General features: G+C 66.9%; 18 protein-coding genes. 12 read left to right on the top strand and 6 right to left on the bottom strand.

Annotated elements, in window-relative coordinates:
• Window positions 1-83: 83 nt before the first annotated feature.
• The 9 genes from EX88_RS0104315 to EX88_RS0104355 all read left to right on the top strand — a co-directional run bounded on the left by EX88_RS0104315 (window position 84) and on the right by EX88_RS0104355 (window position 13183).
• Window positions 84-383, top strand: coding sequence for a YciI family protein (locus EX88_RS0104315; RefSeq protein WP_031370769.1), 300 nt, complete (start codon window positions 84-86; stop codon window positions 381-383).
• Complete coding sequence (locus EX88_RS0104320) at window positions 383-670, top strand: BolA family protein (RefSeq protein WP_031370770.1); 288 nt, start codon at window positions 383-385, stop codon at window positions 668-670. The genes EX88_RS0104315 and EX88_RS0104320 overlap by 1 nt, the downstream gene beginning before the upstream one ends.
• Window positions 671-839: 169 nt before the next feature.
• The gene (locus EX88_RS0104325) at window positions 840-1880 is read left to right on the top strand and encodes a LacI family DNA-binding transcriptional regulator (protein WP_031370771.1); all 1041 of its coding nucleotides are present in this window, start codon (window positions 840-842) and stop codon (window positions 1878-1880) included.
• 103 nt (window positions 1881-1983) lie between these two features.
• Window positions 1984-5016 carry a TonB-dependent receptor gene (locus EX88_RS0104330; protein WP_051884466.1) on the top strand — a complete coding sequence of 1011 codons (3033 nt, stop codon included), beginning with the start codon at window positions 1984-1986 and terminating at the stop codon, window positions 5014-5016.
• 138 nt (window positions 5017-5154) lie between these two features.
• Window positions 5155-6831, top strand: coding sequence for a glucoamylase family protein (locus EX88_RS0104335; protein ID WP_031370773.1), 1677 nt, complete (start codon window positions 5155-5157; stop codon window positions 6829-6831).
• A 4-nt stretch (window positions 6832-6835) separates the two neighbouring features.
• A complete protein-coding gene (locus EX88_RS0104340; RefSeq protein ID WP_235186190.1) occupies window positions 6836-8194 on the top strand; it encodes a sugar ABC transporter substrate-binding protein in 1359 nt (452 codons plus the stop codon).
• Window positions 8191-9069 (top strand): carbohydrate ABC transporter permease, encoded by an 879-nt coding sequence (locus tag EX88_RS0104345; protein WP_031370775.1) that lies wholly within the window; start codon window positions 8191-8193, stop codon window positions 9067-9069. Before EX88_RS0104340 ends, EX88_RS0104345 begins: the two co-directional genes overlap by 4 nt.
• Window positions 9066-9902: a carbohydrate ABC transporter permease gene (locus EX88_RS0104350; RefSeq protein WP_235186191.1), complete on the top strand. Its 837-nt coding sequence runs from the start codon at window positions 9066-9068 to the stop codon at window positions 9900-9902. The genes EX88_RS0104345 and EX88_RS0104350 overlap by 4 nt, the downstream gene beginning before the upstream one ends.
• 134 nt (window positions 9903-10036) lie before the next feature.
• On the top strand, window positions 10037-13183 hold the full coding sequence (locus EX88_RS0104355; RefSeq protein WP_031370777.1) for a discoidin domain-containing protein: 3147 nt from the start codon (window positions 10037-10039) through the stop codon (window positions 13181-13183).
• Between the two features lie 117 nt (window positions 13184-13300).
• On the opposite strand, the gene pgl is transcribed toward EX88_RS0104355, so the two are convergent.
• From pgl to EX88_RS0104375, 4 genes are all read right to left on the bottom strand, one after another.
• Window positions 13301-13996, bottom strand: coding sequence for a 6-phosphogluconolactonase (gene pgl / locus EX88_RS0104360; RefSeq protein WP_031370778.1), 696 nt, complete (start codon window positions 13994-13996; stop codon window positions 13301-13303).
• A 245-nt stretch (window positions 13997-14241) separates the two neighbouring features.
• On the bottom strand, window positions 14242-15243 hold the full coding sequence (gene glk / locus EX88_RS0104365) for a glucokinase (RefSeq protein ID WP_031370779.1): 1002 nt from the start codon (window positions 15241-15243) through the stop codon (window positions 14242-14244).
• Window positions 15240-16661 carry a glucose-6-phosphate dehydrogenase gene (zwf, locus tag EX88_RS0104370; RefSeq protein ID WP_031370780.1) on the bottom strand — a complete coding sequence of 474 codons (1422 nt, stop codon included), beginning with the start codon at window positions 16659-16661 and terminating at the stop codon, window positions 15240-15242. The genes glk and zwf overlap by 4 nt, the downstream gene beginning before the upstream one ends.
• Before the next feature lie 267 nt (window positions 16662-16928).
• Window positions 16929-18335 carry a GH1 family beta-glucosidase gene (locus EX88_RS0104375; protein ID WP_051884467.1) on the bottom strand — a complete coding sequence of 469 codons (1407 nt, stop codon included), beginning with the start codon at window positions 18333-18335 and terminating at the stop codon, window positions 16929-16931.
• A 108-nt stretch (window positions 18336-18443) separates the two neighbouring features.
• On the opposite strand from EX88_RS0104375, the gene EX88_RS0104380 reads away from it, so the two are divergent.
• The 3 genes from EX88_RS0104380 (at window position 18444) to EX88_RS0104400 (ending at window position 20698) form a co-directional block, all read left to right on the top strand.
• Entirely contained in the window at window positions 18444-19538 is a 1095-nt protein-coding gene (locus EX88_RS0104380; protein ID WP_031370782.1) for an ABC transporter ATP-binding protein, read from the top strand.
• 341 nt (window positions 19539-19879) lie between these two features.
• A complete protein-coding gene (locus EX88_RS0104390) occupies window positions 19880-20119 on the top strand; it encodes a hypothetical protein (protein ID WP_031370783.1) in 240 nt (79 codons plus the stop codon).
• Between the two features lie 21 nt (window positions 20120-20140).
• Entirely contained in the window at window positions 20141-20698 is a 558-nt protein-coding gene (locus EX88_RS0104400) for a hypothetical protein (protein WP_152566094.1), read from the top strand.
• A 121-nt stretch (window positions 20699-20819) separates the two neighbouring features.
• On the opposite strand, the gene EX88_RS0104405 is transcribed toward EX88_RS0104400, so the two are convergent.
• Entirely contained in the window at window positions 20820-22883 is a 2064-nt protein-coding gene (locus EX88_RS0104405) for a TerD family protein (protein ID WP_031370786.1), read from the bottom strand.
• A gap of 159 nt (window positions 22884-23042) precedes the next feature.
• Window positions 23043-24287: an MFS transporter gene (locus EX88_RS0104410; protein ID WP_031370787.1), complete on the bottom strand. Its 1245-nt coding sequence runs from the start codon at window positions 24285-24287 to the stop codon at window positions 23043-23045.
• Between the last annotated feature and the right edge of the window lie 100 nt (window positions 24288-24387).

Consider the following 24387-nt stretch of genomic DNA (forward strand, 5'->3'; position numbering starts at 1 on the left):
CGGGTGCGCGCAAGCCGGCCCGGAGCCTGCGAGAATGCAGCCTCGCGCGGCGTGCGCGCCCCTCACGAGGTCGAAGTCCAGGCATGTGGTATCTGATCGAAGGTTATGACGTCGCCGATTCCTTGCCCGCGCGCGGCGCGGCGCGTCCCGCGCATCTGGCGCGCCTGACCGCATTGCGCGACCAGGGCCGCTTGTTGCTGGCCGGGCCGTGCCCGGCGATCGATGCCGAAGACCCGGGTCCGGCCGGTTTCAGCGGCAGCCTGATCGTCGCCGAGTTCGAATCGCTCGAGGCCGCGCGCGCCTGGGCCGATGCCGATCCCTACGTCGACGCCGGCGTGTACGCGCGGGTCGAGGTGCGTCCGTTCCGCAAGGTGCTGCCGTAATGGCGCTGCCGCGCGAACAGCGCGTCGAGGCGATCCGCCATGCGATCGAGACCGCGCTGGCGCCGGCCTCGCTGGAGGTCGAGGACGAAAGCCATCGCCACGTCGGCCATGCTGGCGCCCAGGACGGGCGCGGGCATTTCCGTGTCGCCGTGGTCAGCGCTGCCTTCGTCGGTTTGAACCCGATCGCGCGTCATCGCGCGGTCTATGCCGCGGTCGGCGATCTGATGAACACCGACATCCATGCGCTCTCGATCAGTGCGCGCACGCCGGACGAAGGCGCCGGCTGAACACGGCGGTCGAAGCGGGGCGCTGATCGCACAGTGCATGTCGCGCTGCAGCATGCGCGCCTGTGCAGGAAGCCGTTAAACGCTTTTCATAACAAGCGCTTTACACTTGTTCTTGAAAACGTTTACAGTCGGGCCACTTTCCAGCCGCGAGGGGCGGTCCAGGAACGTGATGAGCGTGACGATCAAAGATGTCGCCCGTGCGGCGCAGGTGTCGGTTGCGACGGTGTCGCGGACCTTGAACGGCCATGGCAACGTGGCCGAGGAGGTCAGGCGCCGCGTGCTCGCGGTGGCCCAGGGCCTGCGCTATACGCCGCACGCCGCCGCGCGCAGCCTCAGCAGCCGGCGCACCCATACCTTGGGCGTGGTCCTGCCGGACCTGCACGGCGAATTCTTCTCGGAACTGGTGCGCGGCGTCGACCAGGTCGCGCGCGAGCATCGCCTGCACCTGTTGGTGTCGAGCTATCACGGCCGGCCGGAAGAGCAGGCCGCGGCCTTGCGCGCAATGCGCGGCCGCGTCGACGGTTTGCTGGTGATGTCGCCCTATGTCGCGGCGCAGGCGCCGATCGTCGATGAACTCGATGCGGCCATGCCGATCGTGTTGATCAACACCCAGAGCGCCGTGCCCGGCCTGTTGTCGCTGAGCGTCGACAATTACGGCGGCGCCCAGGCCATGGTCGAGCACCTGGTCGATTGCGGTCATCGCCGCATCGCCTTCATCGCCGGCCCGGAAGACAATTTCGATGCCCACGAACGCCTGCGCGGTTATCGCGAAGCGCTTGCGCGGCTGTTGCCCGATGCAAGCGAATGGGTGCTGCCGGGCCAGTTCGACGAGGCCTCCGGCCATCGCGCCGGCCAGGCCTTGCTGGCCGCGCCACAGCGCCCCGATGCGGTGTTCGCGGCCAACGACATGATGGCGCTGGGCTGTTTGTTTTCGTTCGTGCAGGCGGGCCTCAAGGTGCCCGACGACATCGCGGTGGCGGGGTTCGACGATATCCCGCTTGCACGCTATGTCCACCCGACACTCACGACCATGCGGGTCAATATCGCCGAGCTCGGTGCCCGGGCGGCGCGTCTGCTGTTGACGCAACTGGGCACCGATGCCGCAGCGCAGGAGCAACAACCATCCATGGACGAGCCGCGGCAGAGCGAACCGCTGCGGCCGGAACTGATAGTGCGCGAGTCCGGGGTACGCCGAGGGGGCGGTGGCTGATCGCGTCGAAAAAAATTTGGACGAACGTGTAAGCGATTACAGAGCAGAGATTGCTCCACCGTTGCAACCTTGCAGTACGTGCTCCTTGGAGGGAGGAAAGCATATGAACCCACACCACTCGCGTCGCTCCAGCAATAAATCCGACAGTAAATCCGGCCATTCCAGGCCCAGCCGCAGCCTGCTGGCCTGCGCGCTCGCCAGCTGCCTGGCGATGGCCGCGCCGATCGCCTTCGCCCAGGGCACTGCCGCGACCATCCGCGGTGCGGTCAGCGGCAACGCCGGCCCGGCCGCGAACGCCAGCGTCACTGCGACCAATCTCGCCAACGGCCTGACCCGCAAGGTGCAGACCGGCGCCGACGGCAACTACACCCTGGCCGGCCTGCCTCCGGGCACGTACCGCATCGACGTCAGCGCCGATGGACAGAGCAACACCCGCAATGTGACCGTCGCGGTCGGCCAGGCCGCGACGCTCAACGTATCGACCGGCGGCGTCGCCGAGGCCGCGCCGAGCGGCGAGGCGACCGACCTCGACAAGGTCACCGTCACCTCGACCGCATTGGTCGAGACCCGCACCTCGGAAATCGCCACCTACGTCAGCAACAAGCAGATCGCCGCGCTGCCGCAGGCCTCGCGCAACTTCCTGGCGTTCGCCGACATCGTTCCCGGCGTGCAGTTCAAGACCGGCACCGAAGGCTCGACCTCGCTGCGCAGCGGCGCCCAGCTCAGCAACGGCATCAACGTCTACGTCGACGGCGTCGGCCAGAAGGACTACGTGCTCAAGGGCGGCATCACCGGCCAGGACTCCAGCCGCGGCAATCCGTTCCCGCAGCTCGGCATCGCCGAGTACAAGGTCATCACTTCCAACTACAAGGCCGAGTACGACCAGCTCAGCAGCGCCGCGATCACCGCGGTGACCAAGTCCGGCGGCAACGAATTCCACGGCAGTTTCTTCTGGGACCACACCTCGGACCAATGGAACGCCAAGACCGTGCGCGAAGAAAAGGGCGAAGTGCCCAAGGCGCAATCGAAGGAAGAGCAGTACGGCGCCTCGTTCAGCGGCCCGCTGATCCAGGACCGGATGCACTTCTTCGTCACCTACGAGGCCAAGGAATACAACTCGCCGCGGGCGATCACCCCGGGCCGCAATTTCCGCATCGACCAGTTGCCGGCGCCGTTCCAGGAGATGGCGCGGCAATCGATCAGCGCACCGTTCAAGGAAGACCTGTACTTCGGCAAGATCGATTGGGCGCCGGGCGATGCCCACCTGATCGAGCTGACCACCAAGTACCGCAAGGAAGACGAGCTGACCAACATCGGCGGCGCCCGGCTGGCCGAATACGGCACCCTCAAGGCCGGCGAGGAAACCCGCGTCGACCTGCGCTATCAGTACAGCGCCGCCGACTGGATCAACGACGCCCACCTCACCTATGAGGACGTGACCTTCGGGCCGCGCCCGGCGACGCTGAGCAACGGTTTCAACCTGCGCGTGCCGCGCCAGGGCCAGGAAACGCGCAACAACCCGGAGATGGAGGAAGTCCTCAACTTCGGCGGCGGCGGCGACTTCCAGAACAAGGGCCAGAAGGGCTATGCCTTCCAGAACGATTTCACCTGGAACGGCTGGGACGGCCACACCGTCAAGGCCGGCCTCAAGTACAAGACCATCGACATCACCGCGATGGAGAAGCAGCCGTACACGCCGCAGTACCGTTACGACATCCGCAATTTCGCCACGCCTTATGAAGTGCGGTTCTCCGGTTCGGCGACCGGCTTCCCGCCGGCGGTGAAGTCCAAGAACAAGCAGTTCGGCATCTATCTGCAGGACGACTGGGAGGTCAACGAGCATCTGACCTTGAATCTGGGCCTGCGCTGGGATTACGAGACCACGCCGAGCTACGAGGATTTCGTGACCCCGGCCAACCTAGTCGCGGCCTTGAATGCCTACCCGAACATCCATAACGCCAACGTCGATTACGACATCAACGATTACATCAGCACCGGCAGCAACCGTAAGGCGTTCAAGGACGGCTGGCAGCCGCGTCTGGGCTTCTCCTACGATCTCAACGGCGACGAGCGCCATGTGATCTTCGGCGGCGCCGGGCGTTCGTATAACCGCAACCAGTTCGATTACCTGTCGTTCGAGCGTTATCGCCTGGCGTTCCAGCAGATCACTTACCAGTTCAATTCGCCGAACCACACCTGCACGGTCACGCCGACCGGCAACTGCTTCAACTTCGATCCGAGCTTCAACGATCCGGCCACGTTGGCGGCGTTGGCATTGCAGCGCCCGAACGCCGGCAACGAGGTGTTCCTGCTCAACAACGACCTGAAGACGCCGTATTCCGATCAGTTCAGCCTCGGCATGCGCAACGCCTTCGCGATGTTCGGCCACGACTGGAATTCGTCGGCGACCCTGCTGCATATCCGCAGCCACGACGGCATCTTGTTCACCCTCGGCAACCGTCTCCCGAACGGCAACTTCTACCCGCCGGGGGTGAGCTTCGGCAGCCCGCCGTTCGGCCAGAACCTGCCCGGTTTCGGCAACTTCTTCATCGGCAACAACGCCGTCGAGACGCGCTTGAATTCCTTGCTGCTGTCGCTGGACAAGCCCTTCACCGAGGAATCGGGCTGGGGCGTCAGCCTGGCCTATACCTACAGCGACGCCAAGGAGAACCGCAACAACTCCGACATCTTCGCGTTCGATTATCCGAACCTGGACGATGTCGGCTTCACCCGCGCGCTCGGTATCTCCAAGCACCGCCTGGTCGCCACCGGCATCATGGATTTTTACGGCATGACCCTGTCGGGCAAGCTGACCCTGGCCAGCCCGGAAGCGGAGGAATCGCTGAACTGCATCACCAACGGGCCGAACCACTGCTATTTCCAGCCCTACACCCCGGGCGACACGATCGGCTTCAAGCAGTTCGACCTGGCCTTGCAGAAGGAGTGGGACACCGGCACCGACTTCAAGTTCTGGGTCCGCGGCGACGTGCTGAACGTCTTCAACTGGCGCAACTACATCGACTACGACACCTTCCGTGGCGTGGTCGGCAACCCGAACGAGCGCCTCGGCGAGCGTCGCGACAACATCGCGCTGCCGACCCGAAGCTTCAAGCTGTCGATGGGCTTCAACTGGTAAACGAGAGGCGCCGGCCGTCTGCGGACGGCTGGCGCCTGGTTCTGCGTTAGCTGGCCGGCATGCATGTTTGCGGCAACGAACTTTTCTTCATTGCATCGATCTAAATCTCAACACGAAGACACAGGGGTCTTTCGTTTCATGCACCACCTCAAGTCGACAACACGTGCGGTCTCCATCGCTGTCCTGGGCGCGCTGTTGCTCGTCTTGTCCGCCTGCAAGAAAACCGAGACCGGCTCGCAGACCCAGCCGATCGTGAGCGCCGAACCGGTGGTGATCGAGCCGCTCAAGCAGGAGCGGTTGGAACTGCCGCCGTTGTTCCGCGACATCGAGAAGCGCACCTTCCAGTTTTTCTGGGACACCACCAACGAACAGAACGGCCTGACCCCCGACCGGTATCCCTCGCGCCCGTTCGCGAGCATCGCCTCGGTCGGTTTCTCGCTGACCGCCTATCCGATCGGCATCGAGAAGGGCTGGGTCAGCCGTACCCAGGCGGTCGACCGCACTTTGTTGACCTTGAAGTTCCTGCGCGACCTGCCGAGCGGCCCGCAGGCCAGCGGCAAGGGCAGTTACAAAGGTTTTTACTATCACTTCCTCGACATGCAGAAGGGACAGCGCTACGACAGCTGGGTCGAGCTGTCGAGCGTGGACACCGGCCTGCTGATGATGGGCGTGCTGTTCGCCCAGTCTTATTACGACCGCGACGATCCGCGTGAGAAAGAGATCCGCGAGGTCGCCGACACCCTGTACAAACGCGTCGACTGGACCTGGCTGCAGCAGAACAAGCCGCTGATCTCGATGGGCTGGTTCCCCGAGAGCGGTTTCATCAAGCACGACTGGGTCGGCTACAACGAGGCGATGCTGCTGTACGTGTTGGCGCTGGGCTCGCCCTCGCATCCGGTCGGCCCGGAAGCCTGGACGGTGTGGACGCGCACCTACAACGACGTCTGGGGCGTATACCAGGGCGAAGAATTCCTGGCCTTCGGCCCCTTGTTCGGCCATCAGTACAGCCACGTCTGGATCGATTTCCGCGGTATCCAGGACGACTACATGCGCGAGCGCGGCATCGATTATTTCGAGAACAGCCGTCGCGCCGCCTACGCCCAGCGCGCCTACGCCATCGCCAACCCGATGAAGTGGGAGGAGTACGGCCCTGAAGTGTGGGGCCTGACCGCGAGCGACGGCCCGCAACAGACCTTGCAGGAATACCGCGGCGAGCAGCGCCAGTTCCGCCATTACTCGGCGCGCGGCGCCGGCCTGCGCGAGAACTTCGACGACGGCACCATCGCGCCGACCGCGGCGATCGCCTCGCTGCCGTTCGCGCCGGAGATCGTGATCCCGACCACGGTGACCATGCACGAGCGCTACGGCGAGTACATCTATTCGAGTTACGGTTTCCTGGACTCGTTCAATCCGAGCTTCAAGTACGACATCCCGCTCAAGACAGGGCGCCTGGTGCCGGACCAGGGCTGGGTGTCCAGCGACTACATCGGCATCGACCAGGGGCCGATCCTGACCATGATCAGCAACTATCGCAACGAGTTCGTCTGGAACGTGATGAAGCGCAATCCCTACATCCGCGCCGGACTCGAACGCGCCGGGTTCAAGGGCGGGTGGCTGGCTCCGGCGGATGCCAAGGGCGCCGACGCGAAGGGCAAGGACGGCGAACCGGCGAAGGCCGGCGCCGCCGCAGCGGCCGCACCGGCGAAACCGGCCGGCGCCATGGACCCGGCGACCGCACGCGCGCTCGGCGAGGCCGAGTCGCGCGCCGGGCGCAGCAATGCGCCGTCCAAGCAGACCCCGCCGAAGCCGGAATGAGCGCTTGAACGGTCCATCGACGACCATCGACACTTCGCCAGCCGCCGTACGTGTCGGTGGATGGGGCAGGGCGCTGCGAGGCCTGGTCGCGCTGTGCGCGCTGGTCCTGCTCGGCAGTTGCAGCCATCGAGACGACGGCCGCGAAGTGGTGCGGTTCTGGGCCATGGGCTTCGAGGGCGAGGTCGTCACCCAACTTATTCCCGAATTCGAGCGCCGCCACCCCGGCATCCGCGTTGAAGTGCAGCAACTGCCGATCACCGCCGCGCACGAGAAGCTGCTGACCGCGTTCGCCGGCGACGCCTTGCCCGACGTGTGCGCGATCGGCAACACCTGGATCTCCGAATTCGCCTTGCTCGATGCCTTGACGCCGCTCGACCCGCGCCTGGCGCGGACGCCGTCCGTGCAGGCGCGCGATTATTTTGCCGGCGCCTGGGACACCGGGGTGATCGACGGCCATGCCTATGCGGTGCCGTGGTACGTGGAAACGCGCTTGCCGTTCTATCGACAGGACCTGCTCAAGCAAGTCGGTATCGCACGGCCGCCGGCGACCTGGGCGGAATGGAAATCGGCGATGGCGGCGATCAAGAGGGAGGTCGGCCCGGATCGTTACGCCGTGCTGTTTCCGCTCAACGAGCCGGAACCGTTGCTCAACCTCGGCATCCAGTCGCCCGACCCGTTGCTGCGCGAGGACGGCCGTTACGGCAATTTCCGCAGCCCCGGTTTCAAGCGCGCCCTGAGCTTCTATCGCGAAGTCTTCGACCGGCGCTGGGCGCCGCTGGCGAGCAATACCCAGATCGCCAACGTCTGGAACGAATTCGGCCGCGGCTATTTCAGTTTCTACGTCAACGGCCCCTGGAACATCGCCGAATTCAAGCGGCGCCTGCCGGCCGATCTGCAGTCGACCTGGATGACCATGCCCCTGCCGGGTGAGAACGGGCCCGGCGCCTCGGTCGCCGGCGGTGCGAGCTTCGTCTTGTTCCGCAGTTCGCAACACCAGGACGCGGCCTGGAAATTGATCGCCTATTTGTCCGAGCCTGAGGTGCAGGTGCGCTTCCATGGCCTCAGCGGCAATCTGCCGCCGCGCCGTGCGGCCTGGGATGCGCCGGTGCTGGCCAACGACGTCTATGCACGCGCGTTCCGCGATCAGCTCGAACGCGCGCGGCCGACGCCGAAGGTGCCGGAGTGGGAGCGCATCGCCATGGAAATCAAGCTGGTCGGCGAACAACTCGCCAACGGCCGCCTCAACGTGGACGAAGCCGCGGCGGAACTGGATAGGCGCGCCGACCGTATTCTGGAGAAGCGACGCTGGATGCTCGATCAGCAGGCCGCGGCCCGGATGCCCGCGGCCGGAGCGTCGCGGTGAAGCCCGCCACCGCCGGCTGGGTATTCGCCGCGCCCGCGCTGAGCGTGATCGGGCTGTTCTTCGGCTTGCCGGTGCTGGCCGCGCTGGCGCTGAGCCTGACCGATTTCGATATCTATTCATTGGCGCATATCGACAACCTGCGCTTCGTGGCTTTCGACAACTACCTCAATTTGCTGCGCAACCCGCTGTTCTGGAGCGCGCTCGGCAACACCTTGTACTTCGTCGCGGTCGGCGTGCCGCTGTCGATCGCGGTTTCGCTAGGCGCGGCGATGTTGCTGCATTCCAAGCTCGGCCTGTTCAAACCGTTCTTCCGCACCGCGTTCTTCGCCCCGGTGGTGACCACGGTGGTGGCGGTGGCGGTGATCTGGCGCTACCTGTTCCATACCCGTTACGGCCTGGTGAACTGGGTGCTGTCGTGGGTCGGCATCGACCCGGTCGACTGGCTCGGCGACCCGCATTGGGCGATGCCGACCATCATCTTGTTCGCGGTGTGGAAGAACTTCGGCTACAACATGATCATCTTCCTGGCCGGCTTGCAGGCGATTCCGGAAGACCTGTACGAGGCCGCGCGCATCGACGGCGCCAGCCCCGCGCGCCAGTTCCGCCACATCACCTTGCCGATCCTGGGGCCGGTGCTGCTGATGGTCGGCATCCTGACCTTGGCCGGTTATTTCCAACTGTTCGCCGAGCCCTACGTCATCACCCAGGGGGGGCCGCTGCAGAGCACGGTCAGCGTGCTGTATCTGATGTACGAAGAAGGCTTCAAGTGGTGGAACCTCGGCAACGCTTCGGCGGTGGCCTTCCTGTTGTTCGTGCTGATGACGGCGGTGACCAGCGGCCTGATGTGGGTCGCGCGCCGCAAGGGGGTCGAATGAACGACTCCGGCATGAGTCCGCGCCTGGCGAAGGCGATCGTCAACGGCCTGTTGATCGGCCTGGCGGTGTTGAGCCTGGCGCCGCTGTTGTGGATGTTCGCGGTGTCGCTGATGCAACCCGGCGAAGCCAGCGCGTTTCCGCCGCCGTTGTGGTCCTCGTCGCCGAGCCTGCACAACTACCATGAGCTGTTCTCGCGCATGGGCATGGGCCGGTATCTGTTCAACAGCTTCCTGGTCTCGACCCTGGTCACCGTGATCGCGGTGTTGCTCAACACCCTGGCCGGTTATGCCTTCGCCAAGCTCGCCTTTCCCGGGCGCGAACGGATATTCCGGCTGTTGCTGGCGGCGCTGGTGATCCCGGCCCAAGTCTCGATGATGCCGCTGTTCCTGATGCTCAAGCAGCTCGGCCTGATCAACAGCTACGCCGGCGCGGTGGTGCCGGGCATGGCCGGCATCTTCGGCATCTTCCTGGTGCGCCAATACGCGCGCTCGATTCCCGACGAACTACTGGAAGCGCCGCGCATCGACGGCGCCGGCGAGTTGCGGATCTTCTTCCAGATCGTCCTGCCGGCCCTGCGCCCGATCCTGGTGACCTTGGCGATCTTCAGTTTCCTCGGCGCCTGGAACGATTTCATGTGGCCCTTGATCGTGCTCAGCGACCAGGACCTGCAGACCCTGCCGGTCGCATTGGCTTCGCTGTCGCGCGAGCACGTGCAGGACAACGAGATGATGATGGCCGGCTCGGTCGTGACCGTGGTGCCGGTGCTGCTGCTGTTCCTGGTGTTGCAGCGCTACTACCTGCAAGGCCTGTTGGTCGGCAGCGTCAAGGGTTAGAACCGTTCCGCCGCGCGCCCGCGCGGCGCCAAGAGGTGGATCGAATGTCGGAACCCAAGCAAGCCGTCGCGCCGCGTGGGCGTTTGTACCTTACCCGCGCCCATAAAACGGTCGCGAACGCGTTCGCTCTGTGCCTGGCCCTGATCTCGGTTCCGTTGATCGCCCAGGAAAAGCCGCGCTTGCTCGATGGCTTCGAGTCAGCCGCACCATGGACCGTAGTTACCTCCAACCAAGTTAGTGCGAGCCTGCGTCCGGTAGCGGGCGCGAAGGGCCGGGGCCTGTGCCTGGATTACGACTTCAACGGCGTGTCCGGTTACGCCGGCCTGCAGCGCGAACTGCCGCTGGAGTATCCGGACGACTATCGCTTTGCGTTCCAGTTGCGTGGCGATTCGCCGCACAACGACCTGCAGTTCAAGCTGGTCGACACCAGCGGCGACAACGTCTGGTGGGTCAACAAGCCCAAGTATGTTTATCCGAAGCAATGGACGCCGGTGGTCTACAAGCAGCGCCATATCGGCCGCGCCTGGGGCCCGGCGGCCGATCCGACCCTGCGCAAGAGCGCCAAGCTTGAGTTCACCGTCTACAACAGCGTCGGCGGCAAGGGTTCGGTCTGCTTCGATGAGCTGAGTTTCCAGGCCGTGCCGAAGGACCCCGGCGGTCCGCTGACCGGCACGCTCGTCGCCACTTCCAATGCCGAAGGCAGCCGCGCCGAGTACGCGGGCGATGGCGATCCCGCCACCGCATGGCGGGCCGGTTTCGAGAAGGGCACAGCGCCGAGCCTGACCCTCGACCTGGGCCGCGTGCGCGAATTCGGCGGCGCGATCCTGCAGTGGGCCCCGGACGAGTACGCCTCGCGCTACCGCATCGAGCTGTCCAAGGACGGTGAGCACTGGGACAAGCTCAGTTTGATCGAGCACGGCGACGGCGGCAGCGATTTCGTACCGCTGCCGGAGGCCGAGGCGCGCTATCTGCGGCTGTTGCCGGATCGCGGACCGAGCCCGGGCTTCGGCCTGGCCGAACTGAGCGTGCAGCCGTTGGCGTTCGCCGCGACGCCGAACGATTTCATCAAGGAACTCGCGCAACGCGCGCCGCGCGGCGATTATCCGCGCGGCTTCAGCGGCGAGCAGCCGTACTGGACCGTGCTCGGCACCGACGGCGGCAGCTCGCACGGCCTGATCGGCGAAGACGGCGCGGTCGAAGCCTACAAAGGGGGTTACAGCATCGAGCCTTTGTTGTTGACCGATCGGGGCGGCTCGCCGAACGCGGCCTTGAAGACCTGGGCCGACGTCGAGATCGGCCAGAGCCTGCAGGACGGTTATCTGCCGATCCCGAGCGTGAGCTGGCAGGCCGGCGATCTGCAACTCAGCGTCACCGCGTTCGCGCCGCTGCTCGAACAGCGCGACCTGATCGTCGCCCGTTACCGGCTCAGCAATACTTCCAAACAGCCGCGCGATGCCACCCTGGCCTTGGCGATTCGACCCTTCCAGGTCAACCCGCCGACCCAGTTCCTCAGCACCACCGGCGGCGTCAGCGCCATCCACCGCATCCAGATCGACGCGAAGGCCGGCACGGTGAAACTCGACGGCCGTCCCAGCGTGCGCTCGCTGACGCCGGTGGGGTCGGCCTTCGCCGTGCCGTTCCAGGACGGCGACGTGGTGCGCCACCTGCGTGCGTCGGCGACGCGCTCGGGCGAGAGTGAAGTGTTCGACCTCAACGGGCTGGCGTCGGCGGCTTTGTTGTACCCAATGCGACTGGCGCCGGGCGAAAGCCGTGAAGTGGCCTTGTACCTGCCGCAGGATGGGGCGGATGATCCGCTGTCGGTCGATCCGGCGCAGGCGGCGCGATGGCAGGACGAAACCGCGGCGCAATGGCGCGACAAGCTCGACCGGGTCAAATTGCGCGTGCCGGCGCAGGGCCAGCATGTCGTCGATACCTTGCGCACCGGCCTGGCGCACATGTTGATCAGCCGGGTCGGCCCGCGCCTGCAGCCGGGCACCCGTTCGTATGCGCGGGCCTGGATCCGCGACGGCGCGATGATCGGCGAGGGCTTGCTGCGCATGGGGCGCGAGGACGTCGCCGAGGAATTCCTGCGCTGGTATGCGCCGTATCAGTTCGACAACGGCAAGGTGCCGTGCTGCGTCGACGACCGCGGCAGCGACCCGGTGCCGGAGAACGACAGCCACGGCGAGTTGATCTTCACCGTCGCCGAGGTCTATCGCTACACCCGCGACAAGGCCTTGCTCGAATCGATGTGGCCGCACGTGGAAAAAGCGGTCGCGTATATGGACGAGCTGCGTCTGAGCGAACGCACGCCGGCCAATCGCGCGCTGAATCCGGCCTTCTACGGGATGATGCCGGCCTCGATCAGCCACGAGGGCTATTCGGCCAAGCCGATGCATTCGTACTGGGATAATTTCTGGGCCCTGCGCGGCTACAAGGACGCGGTCGAGATCGCGCAATGGCTCGGCCGTAACGGCGAAGCGGAAGCCTTCGCCGCATCGCGCGACCAGTTCCGCGAGGATCTCTATCGTTCGCTGGAAGCGGCGACCCGCGCGCACAAGATCGATTACCTGCCAGGTGCCGCCGAGCTCGGCGACTTCGACGCCACCTCGACCACCATCGCCCTGGCGCCCGGCGGCGAACAAGGGCTGTTGCCCGAAGCGCTGTTGCACAACACCTTCGAGCGTTACTGGAAGGAATTCGTCGATCGCCGCGACGGCCGCCGCGAATGGAAGGACTACACGCCCTACGAGTTGCGCACCATCGGCAGCTTCGTGCGTCTGGGTTGGCGCGAGCGCGCCCACGAGGCGCTGGAGTTCTTCTTCAAGGACCAGCAACCGCGCGCCTGGAACCAGTGGGCGGAAGTGGTCTCGCGCACGCCGCGCAAACCGTTTTTCGTCGGCGACCTGCCGCATGCCTGGGTCGAGTCGGACTATGTACGCTCGGCGCTGGATCTGTTCGCCCACACCCGCGACATCGATCAGGCGCTGGTGATCGCGGCCGGCATTCCCGCGGGTTGGCTGCAGGGCGAAGGCGTGAGCGTGGACGGCCTGCGCACGCCCTACGGCGCCCTCGGTTATCGCTTCAAGCGCGAAGGCCGGCAGGCGAAGCTGGAGATCGCCGCGGGCATCGAAGTGCCGCCGGGCGGGCTGATCCTGCGTTGGCCGTTCGCCGGTGCGCCGGGCAAGACCGTGGTCGATGAACAAGTGAAGGCTTGGCGGCAAGGCGAGCTGAAGATCGAGCGCGTGCCGGCGACGGTGAGCGTCGCGATCGAGGAGTAGGAGCGGCGTCCTAAAGGGATTTTCTCTGGTCAGGAGTCGCGACCGCGAACCTGCGTCGAGCTGCGCGGCCAACATGAAACCCCGCGGTCGCGACTTGCGTCGCTCCTACCCGAGAGGCTACGGGTACCAGTGCACTTCGAGCGGGGTCGCGCCTTCCAGCCCGATCAGCACCGGCCAGCGCTGCACGTCGCCGCTGGCGAGCGCCTGTTGGAAGGCCTCGCGCTTGGCCTTGCCCTGGATCAGCAGGAAGCGCGATTGCGCCTGGGCCAGGCCGCTCGGGGTCAGGCTGATACGTTTGCTCCACTGGCGCGCGCCGGGGCAGCCTTCGGCATCGACCACGACATAGGCCAGGCGCGAGGCCAGGCTGCGCTGCAGGTCGGGCATGTCGGGAAACAGCGAGGCGGTATGGCCGTCCTCGCCCATGCCGAGCACCGCCGCGGTGGCCGGCTGCAAGGCGTGGGCGTTGGCGAAAGCGGCCGACTCCTGGATGCTGCGGCCGGGCCGGGTCAGCGCTTCGAAACGCGCCGCGGCGGCGTTGTCGCGCAGCAGATGCTGGCGGACCAGCCAGGCATTGCTGTCGGGGTCCTCGGGTTGCAGCCAGCGCTCGTCGACCAGGGCGACATCGACCCGGCTCCAGTCCAGCGGGGCGCGGGCAAGGGCGCGGTACACCGGCGCCGGCGTGGTGCCGCCGGACAGCAGCAGGCGCACGCGCGGGCGCCGCGACAGATCGCGGCGCAACTCGGCGGCGATCGCCACCGCGCAGGACCAGGTCCAGGTATCGAAGCTGCGATGCTCGTGCCACCGGTAGGGCACGGAGTCCGGTTCGGCAGGGTCGTGCGGGACGGGCGAGGGAGCGTCGAGCATAGCGACGATTCTGGCACGGCCGACTTCAAGACGGCGTGCTCGTCGAGGCGGCTGGGCGACGGGCGCCGCGGTAAGGGCGGCATCCCATAGCGATGCCGCTGCGGTCGCAAGCCGCGATCCGGGCTGGCGGGGCGCCCGCAGCCACATCTGCGATCGCGGTCGCGGCTTGCGCCGCTCCCACCCTCAAGCGGCGCTCAGTGCGACGGGGCGAGGTCCGCGGCCGGGGCGAACTGCGCGGCCAGCGCCGCGGCGCCGAGCAGGCCCGGCTGCGGATGGGTCACCGCCAGGGTCGGCACTCGCGCCATGGTCGGCGAGAACCGGCCCTTGTGCTCGAAGCGTTGGCGGAAGCCGGAATGGGCCAGCCACGGCATCAGTTTCGGCACCAGGCCTCCGGGCAGGAACACCCCGTCCCAGGCGCCGAGGGTCAGCACCAGGTCGCCGGCGGCGGCGCCGAACACCGCGCAGAACACGTCGATGGCGCGCAGGCAGCGGGCGTCGCCTTCGCGGGCCATCGCGGTGATGTCGGCCGGCTGCAGCGGGCCCGGATCTTCGCCGGCGATCTGGCTGAGGGCGCGGTGCAGATTGACCAGGCCGCTGCCGCTGAGCAGGCGTTCGTTGGAGACGCGGCCGAACTCGCCCGACAGGCGCTGCAGCACTTCGATCTCTTCCGGCGTGCCGGGGGCGAAACTGACGTGGCCGCCTTCGGTCTGCAGCGGGTAGTAGCGGCCGTCGCGGCGCAGCAGCGCGCCGACGCCGAGGCCGGTGCCGGCACCGATGATGGCGTAGGTGCGGTCGCCGGGTTCGTTCCAGCCGCGCCAGGCGACGCCGCCGATCGGCACCACGTCGGCCGGCTGCAGCAGCGACACCGCCATCGCCTGGGCGGCGAAGTCGTTGACCAGGTCGATGCGCTGCAGGCCCAGGGCGATGCGGGTGCGTTCGGCCGAGATCACCCAGGGGTGGTTGGTGATGCGCGCCTCGTCGCCGTCGACGCGCCCGGCCACGGCGAACACGCCATGGCTCGGGGTGGCGCCGGTGCGGTCGAGGTAATGCCGCGCGGCATCGGCCAGCGAGGGGAAATCGGCGACCGCGAAGACCTGCACGCTGTCGGGCAGCAACTGCGGCGCGGCGCGGTCGGGTTGGGCGAGGGCGAAGCGGGCGTTGGTGCCGCCGATATCCGCGAGCAGGGCGCCGCTCATGCCTGGCCTCCACGATGACCGTTGACCGGGGGCAGGAAGGCCTCGGCTTCGGCCGGCCCCCAGGAGCCGGCCGGGTATTCGACGATGGGTTGCGCGGTCTGGGTCCAGGCGCGCTCGATGCTGTCGATCCACTGCCAGGCCGCTTCGACTTCGTCGTCGCGCACGAACAGGGTCTGGTTGCCGCGCAGGGCGTCGACGAGCAGTCGCTCGTAAGCGATGCGCCGCTGCGGCGAGGACGACGCCGACAGGTCCAGCGACATCGGCCGCAGTTCCAGCGCGCCCCATTCCGGCGCGGCCAGGCTGCCCATCAGGCCCAGCTCGATGGTTTCGTCGGGCTGCAGGCGCATGCGCAGGTGATTGGGGCGCTCGCGGCCGCGGCGCGGGCGCTCGAACAGCCAATGCGCGACCGGCCGGAATGTGATCACCACTTCGGTCGCGCGTTCGGCCAGGCGCTTGCCGGTGACCAGGCGGAACGGCACGCCGGCCCAGCGCCAGTTGTCGATCCAGGTCTGCACGGCGACGAAGGTTTCGACCGGCGCATCGTGGACGAAGCCCTTGACCGCGCGGCCCTCGACCACGCCGGCGCCGTAGCGGCCGCGCACGGTGTTCGCGGCGACATCGGCCTCGGTCATCGGCCTCAATGCGCGCAGCACCTTGCGCTTTTCGTCGCGGATGCTGTCGGCGTCGAGCGCCGACGGCGGCTCCATCGCGATCAGCGCCAGCAGCTGCAGCATGTGGTTCTGGACCATGTCGCGCAGCGCGCCGTAATTGGCGTAATAGCCTTCGCGGCCGTCGACGCCGGCGGTCTCGCCGACGAAGATGTCGACCGATTCGATCCAGCGGTGTTGCCACACCGCTTCCAGCAAGGTGTTGCCGAAGCGCAGCGCCAGCAGGTTCTGCACCGCGGCCTTGCCGAGGTAATGGTCGATGCGGAAGATCCGGCTTTCGTCGAGGCAGGCGCGCAGCGCGGCGTTGATCGCGCGCGCCGAGGCCAGGTCGCGGCCGATCGGTTTTTCCAGCACCAGGCGCGACTCGCCTTCGAGCAGGCCGGCCGCTTTCAATCCCTGGGCCACGGGAACGAACAAGTCCGGCGGCGTCGCCAGATAGCTCACGCTCGGGCGGTCGGCGTAGCCGGCCAGGGCCGCGGCGATCGCGGCCTCGTCGCGCAGGTCGACCGAGACGTAGGCGATCCGGCCCAGCAGTTCCTCGACCACCGCCGGGTCGTCGGCGACCTCGTTGGCCATGCGTTCGCGCAACCAGGCGCGGAACTCGTCGTCGCTCAGGGCCTGGCGGCCGACCGCGACGATGCGGAATCCGGGCGACAGCAGGCGGTCGCGCCACAGGTGGACCAGCGAGGGAAACAGATAGCGCTGGGAGAGATCGCCGGTGGCGCCGAACAGCAGCAGGGTGTCGTGCATGGAACCCGCAAACCAAGATTGAGGGGGAGGTCGAGCGAACGCCGCCGGGCGTCCTTTACGCCGCCGGGATCGTCGATCCCGGCCGGGGTCCAAGCATATCGCCGCTTGAGCGCCCGGCGGCAACATTCGACGCCGCAGGGTGACGGTGCTGCGCGCGGCGCATAGAAACATCGCGCCGCGCTTGCTTGCATTGCCGTCCCGGCCGCGGCGAGAACGACGCAGCGGGCGTTACGCCGACCGCAATCGGGCTGCGGCGTGCGGCCGGTCTCAGTACGGCAGGGGTTCGACGAGGTGAGTGCCGTTGCTCGCGATCACCTTCGAATACCAGCGTGCGCTGTCCTTGGGCGTGCGCTCCTGGGTGCCGTAGTTGACGTGGACCACGCCGAAACGCTTGGAATAGCCCAGCGACCATTCCAGGTTGTCGAGCAGCGACCACACCATATAGCCGCGGATGTCGCAGCCGGCCTGGATGGCGTCGTGGATCGCGCCGATGTGTTTTTGCAGATAGTCCATGCGCAGCGGGTCGCGCACCCGGCGCTCGCCGCTGGCATCGGGCTCGGCCACCGGCGGATCGAAGAAGGCCGCGCCGTTCTCGGTGATGTACATCGGGATGTCGCCGTAGCGCTGCTTGACCCAGGTCAGGGTGTCGGTGAGCCCCTGCGGGAACACTTCCCAGCCGGTCTCGGTGTAGGTGCCGAGCGGCTGGCGCACCACGCCGGTGTTGAGCGGGTAGCTCTCGGCGGCCTTGGTGACGCTGCGGGTGTAGTAGTTGACGCCGATGAAGTCGAGCTTCTGCTGGATCAGCTCGAAGTCGGCCTGCGGCCATTCCGGCCAGGCTTCGCCGAAGATCTCGCGCAGTTCCGGCGGATAGCTGCCGAGCAGGGCCGGGTCGAGGTATTGCTCGTTCATGTAGGCATGGGCGCGCTCGACCGCGGCGGCGTCTTCGGCCGAATCGGTGGCGGCGTACTTGGGCTCGATGTTCACTACCAGGCCGATCTCGTGCTTGCCCTCGGCCCGATAGGCCTGGACCGCGGCGCCGTGCGCGCGCATCAGGTTGTGCGAGGCGATCGGCGCCTCGAAGCGGCTGCGATGGCCCGGTGCGAGCGCGCCGTGCAGATAACCGCCGTCGGTGATCACCCAGGGTTCATTGAGGGTGACCCACTTCTTGACCCGGCCGTCGAGGGCGCGGTACATGACCTGGCCGTACTCGGCGAACCAGTCGGCGCAGTCGCGGTTGAGCCAGCCGCCGCGGTCGTCGAGCGCGGCCGGCATGTCCCAGTGGTACAAAGTCAGCAGCGGTTCGATGCCGTTGGCGAGCAGCTCATCGACCAGGCGCGAATAGAAATCGAGCCCGGCCTGGTTCACCCGGCCGGTGCCCTCGGGCAGGATGCGCGACCAGGACACGCTGAAACGGTAGGCCTGCAGGCCCAGTTCGCGCATCAGCTTCACGTCGTCCTTCCAGCGCCGGTAGTGGTCGCAGGCCACGTCGCCGGTGTCGCCGTTGAGGGTCATGCCGGGGGTGTGGGCGAAGCGGGTCCAGATGCTGGGACCGGCGCCGTCGGCCATCGGCGAGCCTTCGATCTGGTGGGCGGCGGTGGCGGCGCCCCACAGGAAACCTTCGGGAAAGCGACGCTCGGACGTGGGGCGAACAGCAGCAGGGCGGGGATCGGTCATTCGTCGTGGCCTCCGGAGCCAATCGGACGTGCATGAAAACGGTTACATGGCAGAATAGCCCAGGGCGAGGACAAATGCATCGCTCCAGTCGCATTGTCGGGAGAATTCATGGCGAAGGTCACGTTGGATCGTCTGCGCAAGGTCTATCCGAACGGTTACGTCGGCGTCGCCGATGCCAGCTTCGAGATCGAGGACGGTGAATTGTTGGTGCTGGTCGGCCCCTCGGGCTGCGGCAAGTCGACCCTGTTGCGGATGGTCGCGGGGCTGGAGACGATCAGCTCGGGCGAGCTGAGCATCGGCGAGCGTCGGGTCAACGACATGCCGCCGAAAGACCGCGACATCGCCATGGTGTTCCAGAGTTATGCGCTGTACCCGCACATGACCGTGGCCGACAACCTCGGCTTCGGGCTCAAGCTGCGCGGCATGGGCAAGGCCGAGATCGCCGAGCGCGTCGGCGCGGCCGCGGCGATGCTGGAGCTGGAGCCGTTGCTGCAGCGCAAACCGGCGGCGCTGTCGGGCGGGCAACGCCAGCGCGTCGCATTGGGCCGCGCCCTGGTGCGGCAACCGCAGGTGTTCCTGCTCGACGAGCCGCTGTCCAATCTCGACGCCAAGCTGCGCATGGGCATGCGCGTGGAAATCGCGCGCCTGCACCGCCAGCTCGCCACCACCATGATCTACGTCACCCACGACCAGATCGAGGCGATGACCCTGGGCCAACGCATCGTGGTGATGAAGGACGGCAAGATCCAACAGATCGACACGCCGATGGCGTTGTACAACCGGCCGATCAATCTGTTCGTCGCGACCTTCCTCGGCAGCCCCAAGATGAACATCCTGTGGGGCCAGGTCGACGAGCGCGACGGCGAGCTGTTCCTGCGCATCGGCGAGGGCCTCGCGCTGAATCTGCGCCCCGATGCCGAGACCCGCGAAAAGGTGCGCGCCTACGTCGGGCGCGAACTGACGATCGGCCTGCGCCCGGAAGACATGCACCTGGCCGAGGCCGGTCCCGACACCCTGGCGGCCCAGGTCGAAGTGGTCGAGCCGGTCGGCAACGAGGCCTTCCTCAATCTCGGTTGCGGCGGTTGCGACCTGGTCGTGCGCCTGCCGCCGTACAACTTGCCGCGCGCCGGCGACACCGTGCATCTGTCGTACGCCGCCGAGCGCATGCATTTCTTCGATCGCGAAAGCGAACTTCGCCTGTAGCCTATGCCGCAGGGCCTGCATGCAGGCGCGGCGCCTGCGTTCCAGGTGCCCGCGCCGCGCCGCACTTGAGTCCGACGATGCAGTGAGGGCACACTGCCACGCTGCGCCGGGGGACACGGCGACGGGTCGCGTGCGATCCGTACGGTGGGCGCAGATCGCAGCGAGTGCTAACGTGGCCGGGCCCGAGCGGCGCCGGTCGCGATGCCGCATCGCATTCGCCGCGGCACGATCGATGCGCCATTCCAGGTTCGCAGCCTGGCGCCGTTCGGCCTCGCGTCGGACGAAGCTTCGCTGCGTTTCGCGCGCCCTCTGCGGCGCGTTCCGTTTCGCTATCCGACCTCATGACCGACGAAAACGATATCGACCGTACCTTCGACCGTCTGGTCGAAGCGGCCAGGCACCAGGACGGCGCCGCCTTCAAGGCGGCGACCCGGGACTATGCCCAGTCCGCCGAGGGCCAGGCCTGGCTGCAAAGCGGTCACGACCGATACCAACAGATCAAGGCGGAACTCCAGGCGCGGGCGCAAGCTCCGCAGTCGCCGCCGGGCGGCCCGAGCTCCAGCCCGAATTCGGGCCCGTAACCTCTCTTAGGGAGAACCATCGTGCAGGACGCGCAAGACCTGAAACGACTCGCCGCCGATCTGGCGGTATTTGCCCAACATCTGCAAGACCAGAGCGAGCGCGCGGTGCAGCACGTGGACCGCAGCGCCGAAGAATTGCATCGCGCCGCCCAGGGCGTGGGCGCCGGTGCGCAGGAACTCGCGCAACAGATCGTGCAAGCGGTGCAAGCGCAGGCGCAGGACGCGGTCGGCCGCGGCGCCGAGTTGGCTTTCGGCGCGATCGGCACGCAACTGCGCGACAGCGCCGACGTCGCCACGCGCGCGGCGCAGGCGCTGGACGATCAGCGCAAGAAGATCGAACGCGCGCAGCAGAACCTGATCTACAAGAGCGCCGTAGCGCTGCTGATCGGCTCGCTGCTGGCGGTCGGCGGCAGTTGGTACTTCGCCCGCAAGTCGCTGCGCCTGATCGAACGCGCCGAGTTCGGCGCCGAGATTCTCGATGCGACCAAGGCCGGCACTCTGACCCGTTGCGACGGCAAGCTGTGCGCGCGCGCAGGCAAGCGCTTCGGCGCCAAGGGCGAGTACGTGCTGATCGAATGACCGGCGAACCGCGCGGGCGGCTTGGCGGCTTGCGGCATTCGTCGCGGGCCGGCGCCGCTCGCGGCGCTCGAGCGGTCCGGCTGTTGCGAGCGCCTCGCCCAAGCGGGTGCGGCGAGGGCCGTCAAAGGAATTCCGCGCGAATCCGGTCGACGTCGAAGGGGGTGACGCCTTCGTGCATCGAGAACACCGTATCGGCTTGATCCGGCGATTCGACCACGCGGCCGCGGGCCTGCGCGTGCAGTTCGAACAAGCTGTGCAGGTCCGGCGTCGCCAATGCGGTCATCGCGCGCAGGATGAGGGAAATGCCGCTCAGGTGGTTGGCCGCGTTGTTCCAGCGCGGATAGCCGCCCAAGCCGATGTCCGTCCAGATGATCTGATCGGTTTCCAAGTCCAGTACGAAGGGCAGGCAGCTTTGCTGGTTCGAGGCCAGATCCAGCCGGTCCTCCACCGTGCGCGCCTCGAACGGTTCGCCCGAGTTCGCGTCGCTGCGCGCCATCCATCCGGCGAAACACTCCGGCAAGTCGCAATAGGGCTGCTCGGTGTAGCTGTGGATGCTGACCACGACGAAACGCAGGCCGAGCCCGCGCAAGCGTTGCAGATCCAGGTCGATGAACTCGGCGGCCCCCTGCGGCGCATCGACGATATCGCCGCTGTGATGGCCGCCGTAACCGCGCAGGTTGTAGTAGGCGACGACGTCGCGAAACACGAAGTCGCGGTCGAAGAACGCCGCCGACAGGTCGATGTCGGTGCGCTGGCGGCCGTTGCTCCACCACAGGAACAGGCGGATGAAACGCGTATCGGGCAAGGGCAGGCGGCTGCCGCGCACCAGCGTGCGCAGCGCGCGCGAGGCCGAGCGCTGCGTCAGCGGCGCGCGCATATGCGCCAGGGCCGGGTCGATATAGCAACGGCCCAGCGGCGGCGAACGCGCGAAGCGGGCGCGCAGTGCATCGCGGCAGACGGCGATGGCATCGCTCAGGACCCGGGCGTCGATCGGCGCGCGCTGGTCCTCGAGCGACCAGGCGCGTGCGGCGTCGCCCTTGGGAAAGAAGGTGCGCAGCGGCGATCGCCCGCGATGTTCGAACTGGCTCAAGGCCTGCAGCAGGACCGGTGTCGACACCTGTTCGGCGACGGCACGGAAACGGTCCAGCACCGGCTGCGGTTCGGTACCGCTGCGCAGCAGATGATCGAGCCGGCGCGCGAACTCGCCCGGACGCGCGGCGAGCCGTTGAGCGACCGCGCCGGTGCGGCCTTGCTCCAGCGCATGCTCGATCGCGCCGTTGAAAGTCGCGAACGGCAGGTCTTCGCGCAGTACCTGAAAGGCGCGCCAGGTCTTGGGAAAGCGTTCGCGGTAATCCCCCGGATGCAGCACTTCGCCCAGGCGTTTCCAGCGCTCGCGCCAGCGACGCATGTCTTCGGTGGGATCGTCGAAGCCCTCCAACTGCTGCAGCAGAAAACGGCGCTCGCCGCGTTTCATGCGTTTGAAGCGGGTCGACCCGGCCAGCGACACATCGCCTTCGCTGAGCGCCACCGCCAGGCGCAAGGTGTCGGTCGCGGTTTTGAGATGGGTTCGCAGGAACGCGTCGGTGGGCTCGCCGGGCGCATGGCGCAGCAGGCCCGCGCCGATGACGGCCAGGTTTTCCTTGAACGGAATCTCGACAGGCAGCAGCCGGACGACCTGTGCGCGGTACTGGGCGATGAACCAGCCCAGGTCGGCTTTGTCCTGCAGCGACAGCGATGTGCGCGAGGCGGCGAGTGTGGTGCAGATGTTCTCGTAGTCGTCCAGCGTGCCCAGCTCGATCTCGCGCGGGGCGCGGCCGTTGAACAGCGGCACGGTTTCGGCCGGTTGTTCCAGGTGCAGTCGGCGCCGGGTGAGGTAGTGATACACCGCGCGCATGTACAACTCGGCTTCGGCCAGGGCCAACGAGCCCCGGGGGAAATCCGGGAACAGTGGCCGGTGCTCGCGGTGGGCGCCGGTCATCGCCGCCAGATGCTTACGCAATTCGCGCAGGACGCGGGTGAGTTGCTCGGTCGACAAGGTGCCGAGTCGTTCGATCACCGCTTCGGACAAGACGAACCCGAACGCTTCGGTTTCCTTCTGCACCATCGCGACTTGCGCCGCGCTTGCGCCGCCGTCGCCGGCCTTGAGATACAGCTTGCCGCGCCGGCGCAGATAGATTCCGTTCATGCCCCTCTCCAATGAAAAGCCCGCCGGGAGGCGGGCGATGTGGGAAGCGGACACCCTAGTTTCAGAGTAGAAGGAAGGACGCCCATAGCCACGAGGCCGAGCATAGCCGAGCCTCGCGAGAATGAGAACGCCGCCGATCGGCGGCGAATGGCAGGTCAATCAGGAGGGCGCCATGGCTGCGCGTTCGGCCAGGCCCGACTGGCGCTTGAGCAAGGCGATCGCGAGCAACAGCATCGCCATCGGCAGCAAGGACAGATAGAACGCGGTGCCGCCGCCGATGCGGGCGAACAACTGGCCGGTGATGAACGAACCGGTGGTGCCGCCGAGCGCCGAGAACACCACGATCAGGCCGGTCATCGCCGCGTGCCGCGACTTCGGTAGCGAGCTCAGCACCACCGAATTGATCGCCGGATAGATCGGCGCCATGAACAGCCCGATCAGCGGGAACACGTAAGCCGCCAGCGGCGCGTGCGCCCAGCTCATCGCCGGGTCGGGCTGCAGGTTGCGCGCCAGCGGCAGCGCCAGCAGCACCAGGGCCGCCATCGCCAGCACGCAGACCATCAGCAGCCAATGCCAGGGTACGCGGCGCAGGGCCACGCCGGCAGCGAGCCGGCCGAGCGCCAGCGACACCGCGAAGATGCTCGCCGCCTGCACGCTCATCGTGGTCGGCAGGTGCAGGATTTCGCGATTGAAGGTCGGCAGCCAGGTGCCGACGCTTTGTTCGATCAGGACGTACAGGAAGGCCGAGACCAGGAACACCGCGACCAGCGGCTGGGCGACCAGGCGGAACATGTCGAGAAACGAATCGCCGACCGCGTGGCCGTCGCTGGCGGCGCGTTCGTCCATGCGCGAGGTCGCGAGCAGGACCAGGATCGCCGCGGCGATCGCCGCGAGCAGCCAATACACGCGCAGCCAGACCGGGTCGCCGGGCGATTGCGGATCGATGAACCAGGCGAAGATCCAGTAACCGGCGAGCACGCCGACCATGAACCAGCCCTCGATGGTGCTGGTCAGGCTGGCGTGCGCCTGCTTGTCCTCGGTGAGCAGGCCGATCGAGGAATACACCGAAACCTTGACCAGGGCGAAGGACACGCCGGTGGCGACGAACAGCAGCTTGGTCATCCAGAACGACGCCAACAGCGGCATCAGCAGACAGGCCGCGCCGACGAAGCCCAGGCCCAGCATCATCGCGCGGCGATAGCCCAGGCGCGGCATCAGCGAGGCGGTCAGGAACGAGACGATGGCGATCGGCAGGTCCTTGAAGGCCTCCAGGATGCTGGCGTCGCTCTTGCTGACGCCGAAGCCCTGGATCGACTGCAGGATCACCGTGCCGACGCTGTTGAGCAGGATCCCGAACACCATGTAGGTGAGGATCATCGCCAGGATCATGCGGCCTCGGTTCATGCGGGCGTGGCTCCGGTAAGCGGTCCGGCGCGATGCCGGACCAGGAGATAAAAGACCGTTCGCGACGGTTTGCCAAGTGCGCACGCCGGAGAGAGGGGGA

Source organism: Lysobacter antibioticus (assembly GCF_000731095.1).
In the GTDB taxonomy this organism is placed as follows: Bacteria; Pseudomonadota; Gammaproteobacteria; order Xanthomonadales; family Xanthomonadaceae; genus Lysobacter; species Lysobacter antibioticus_B.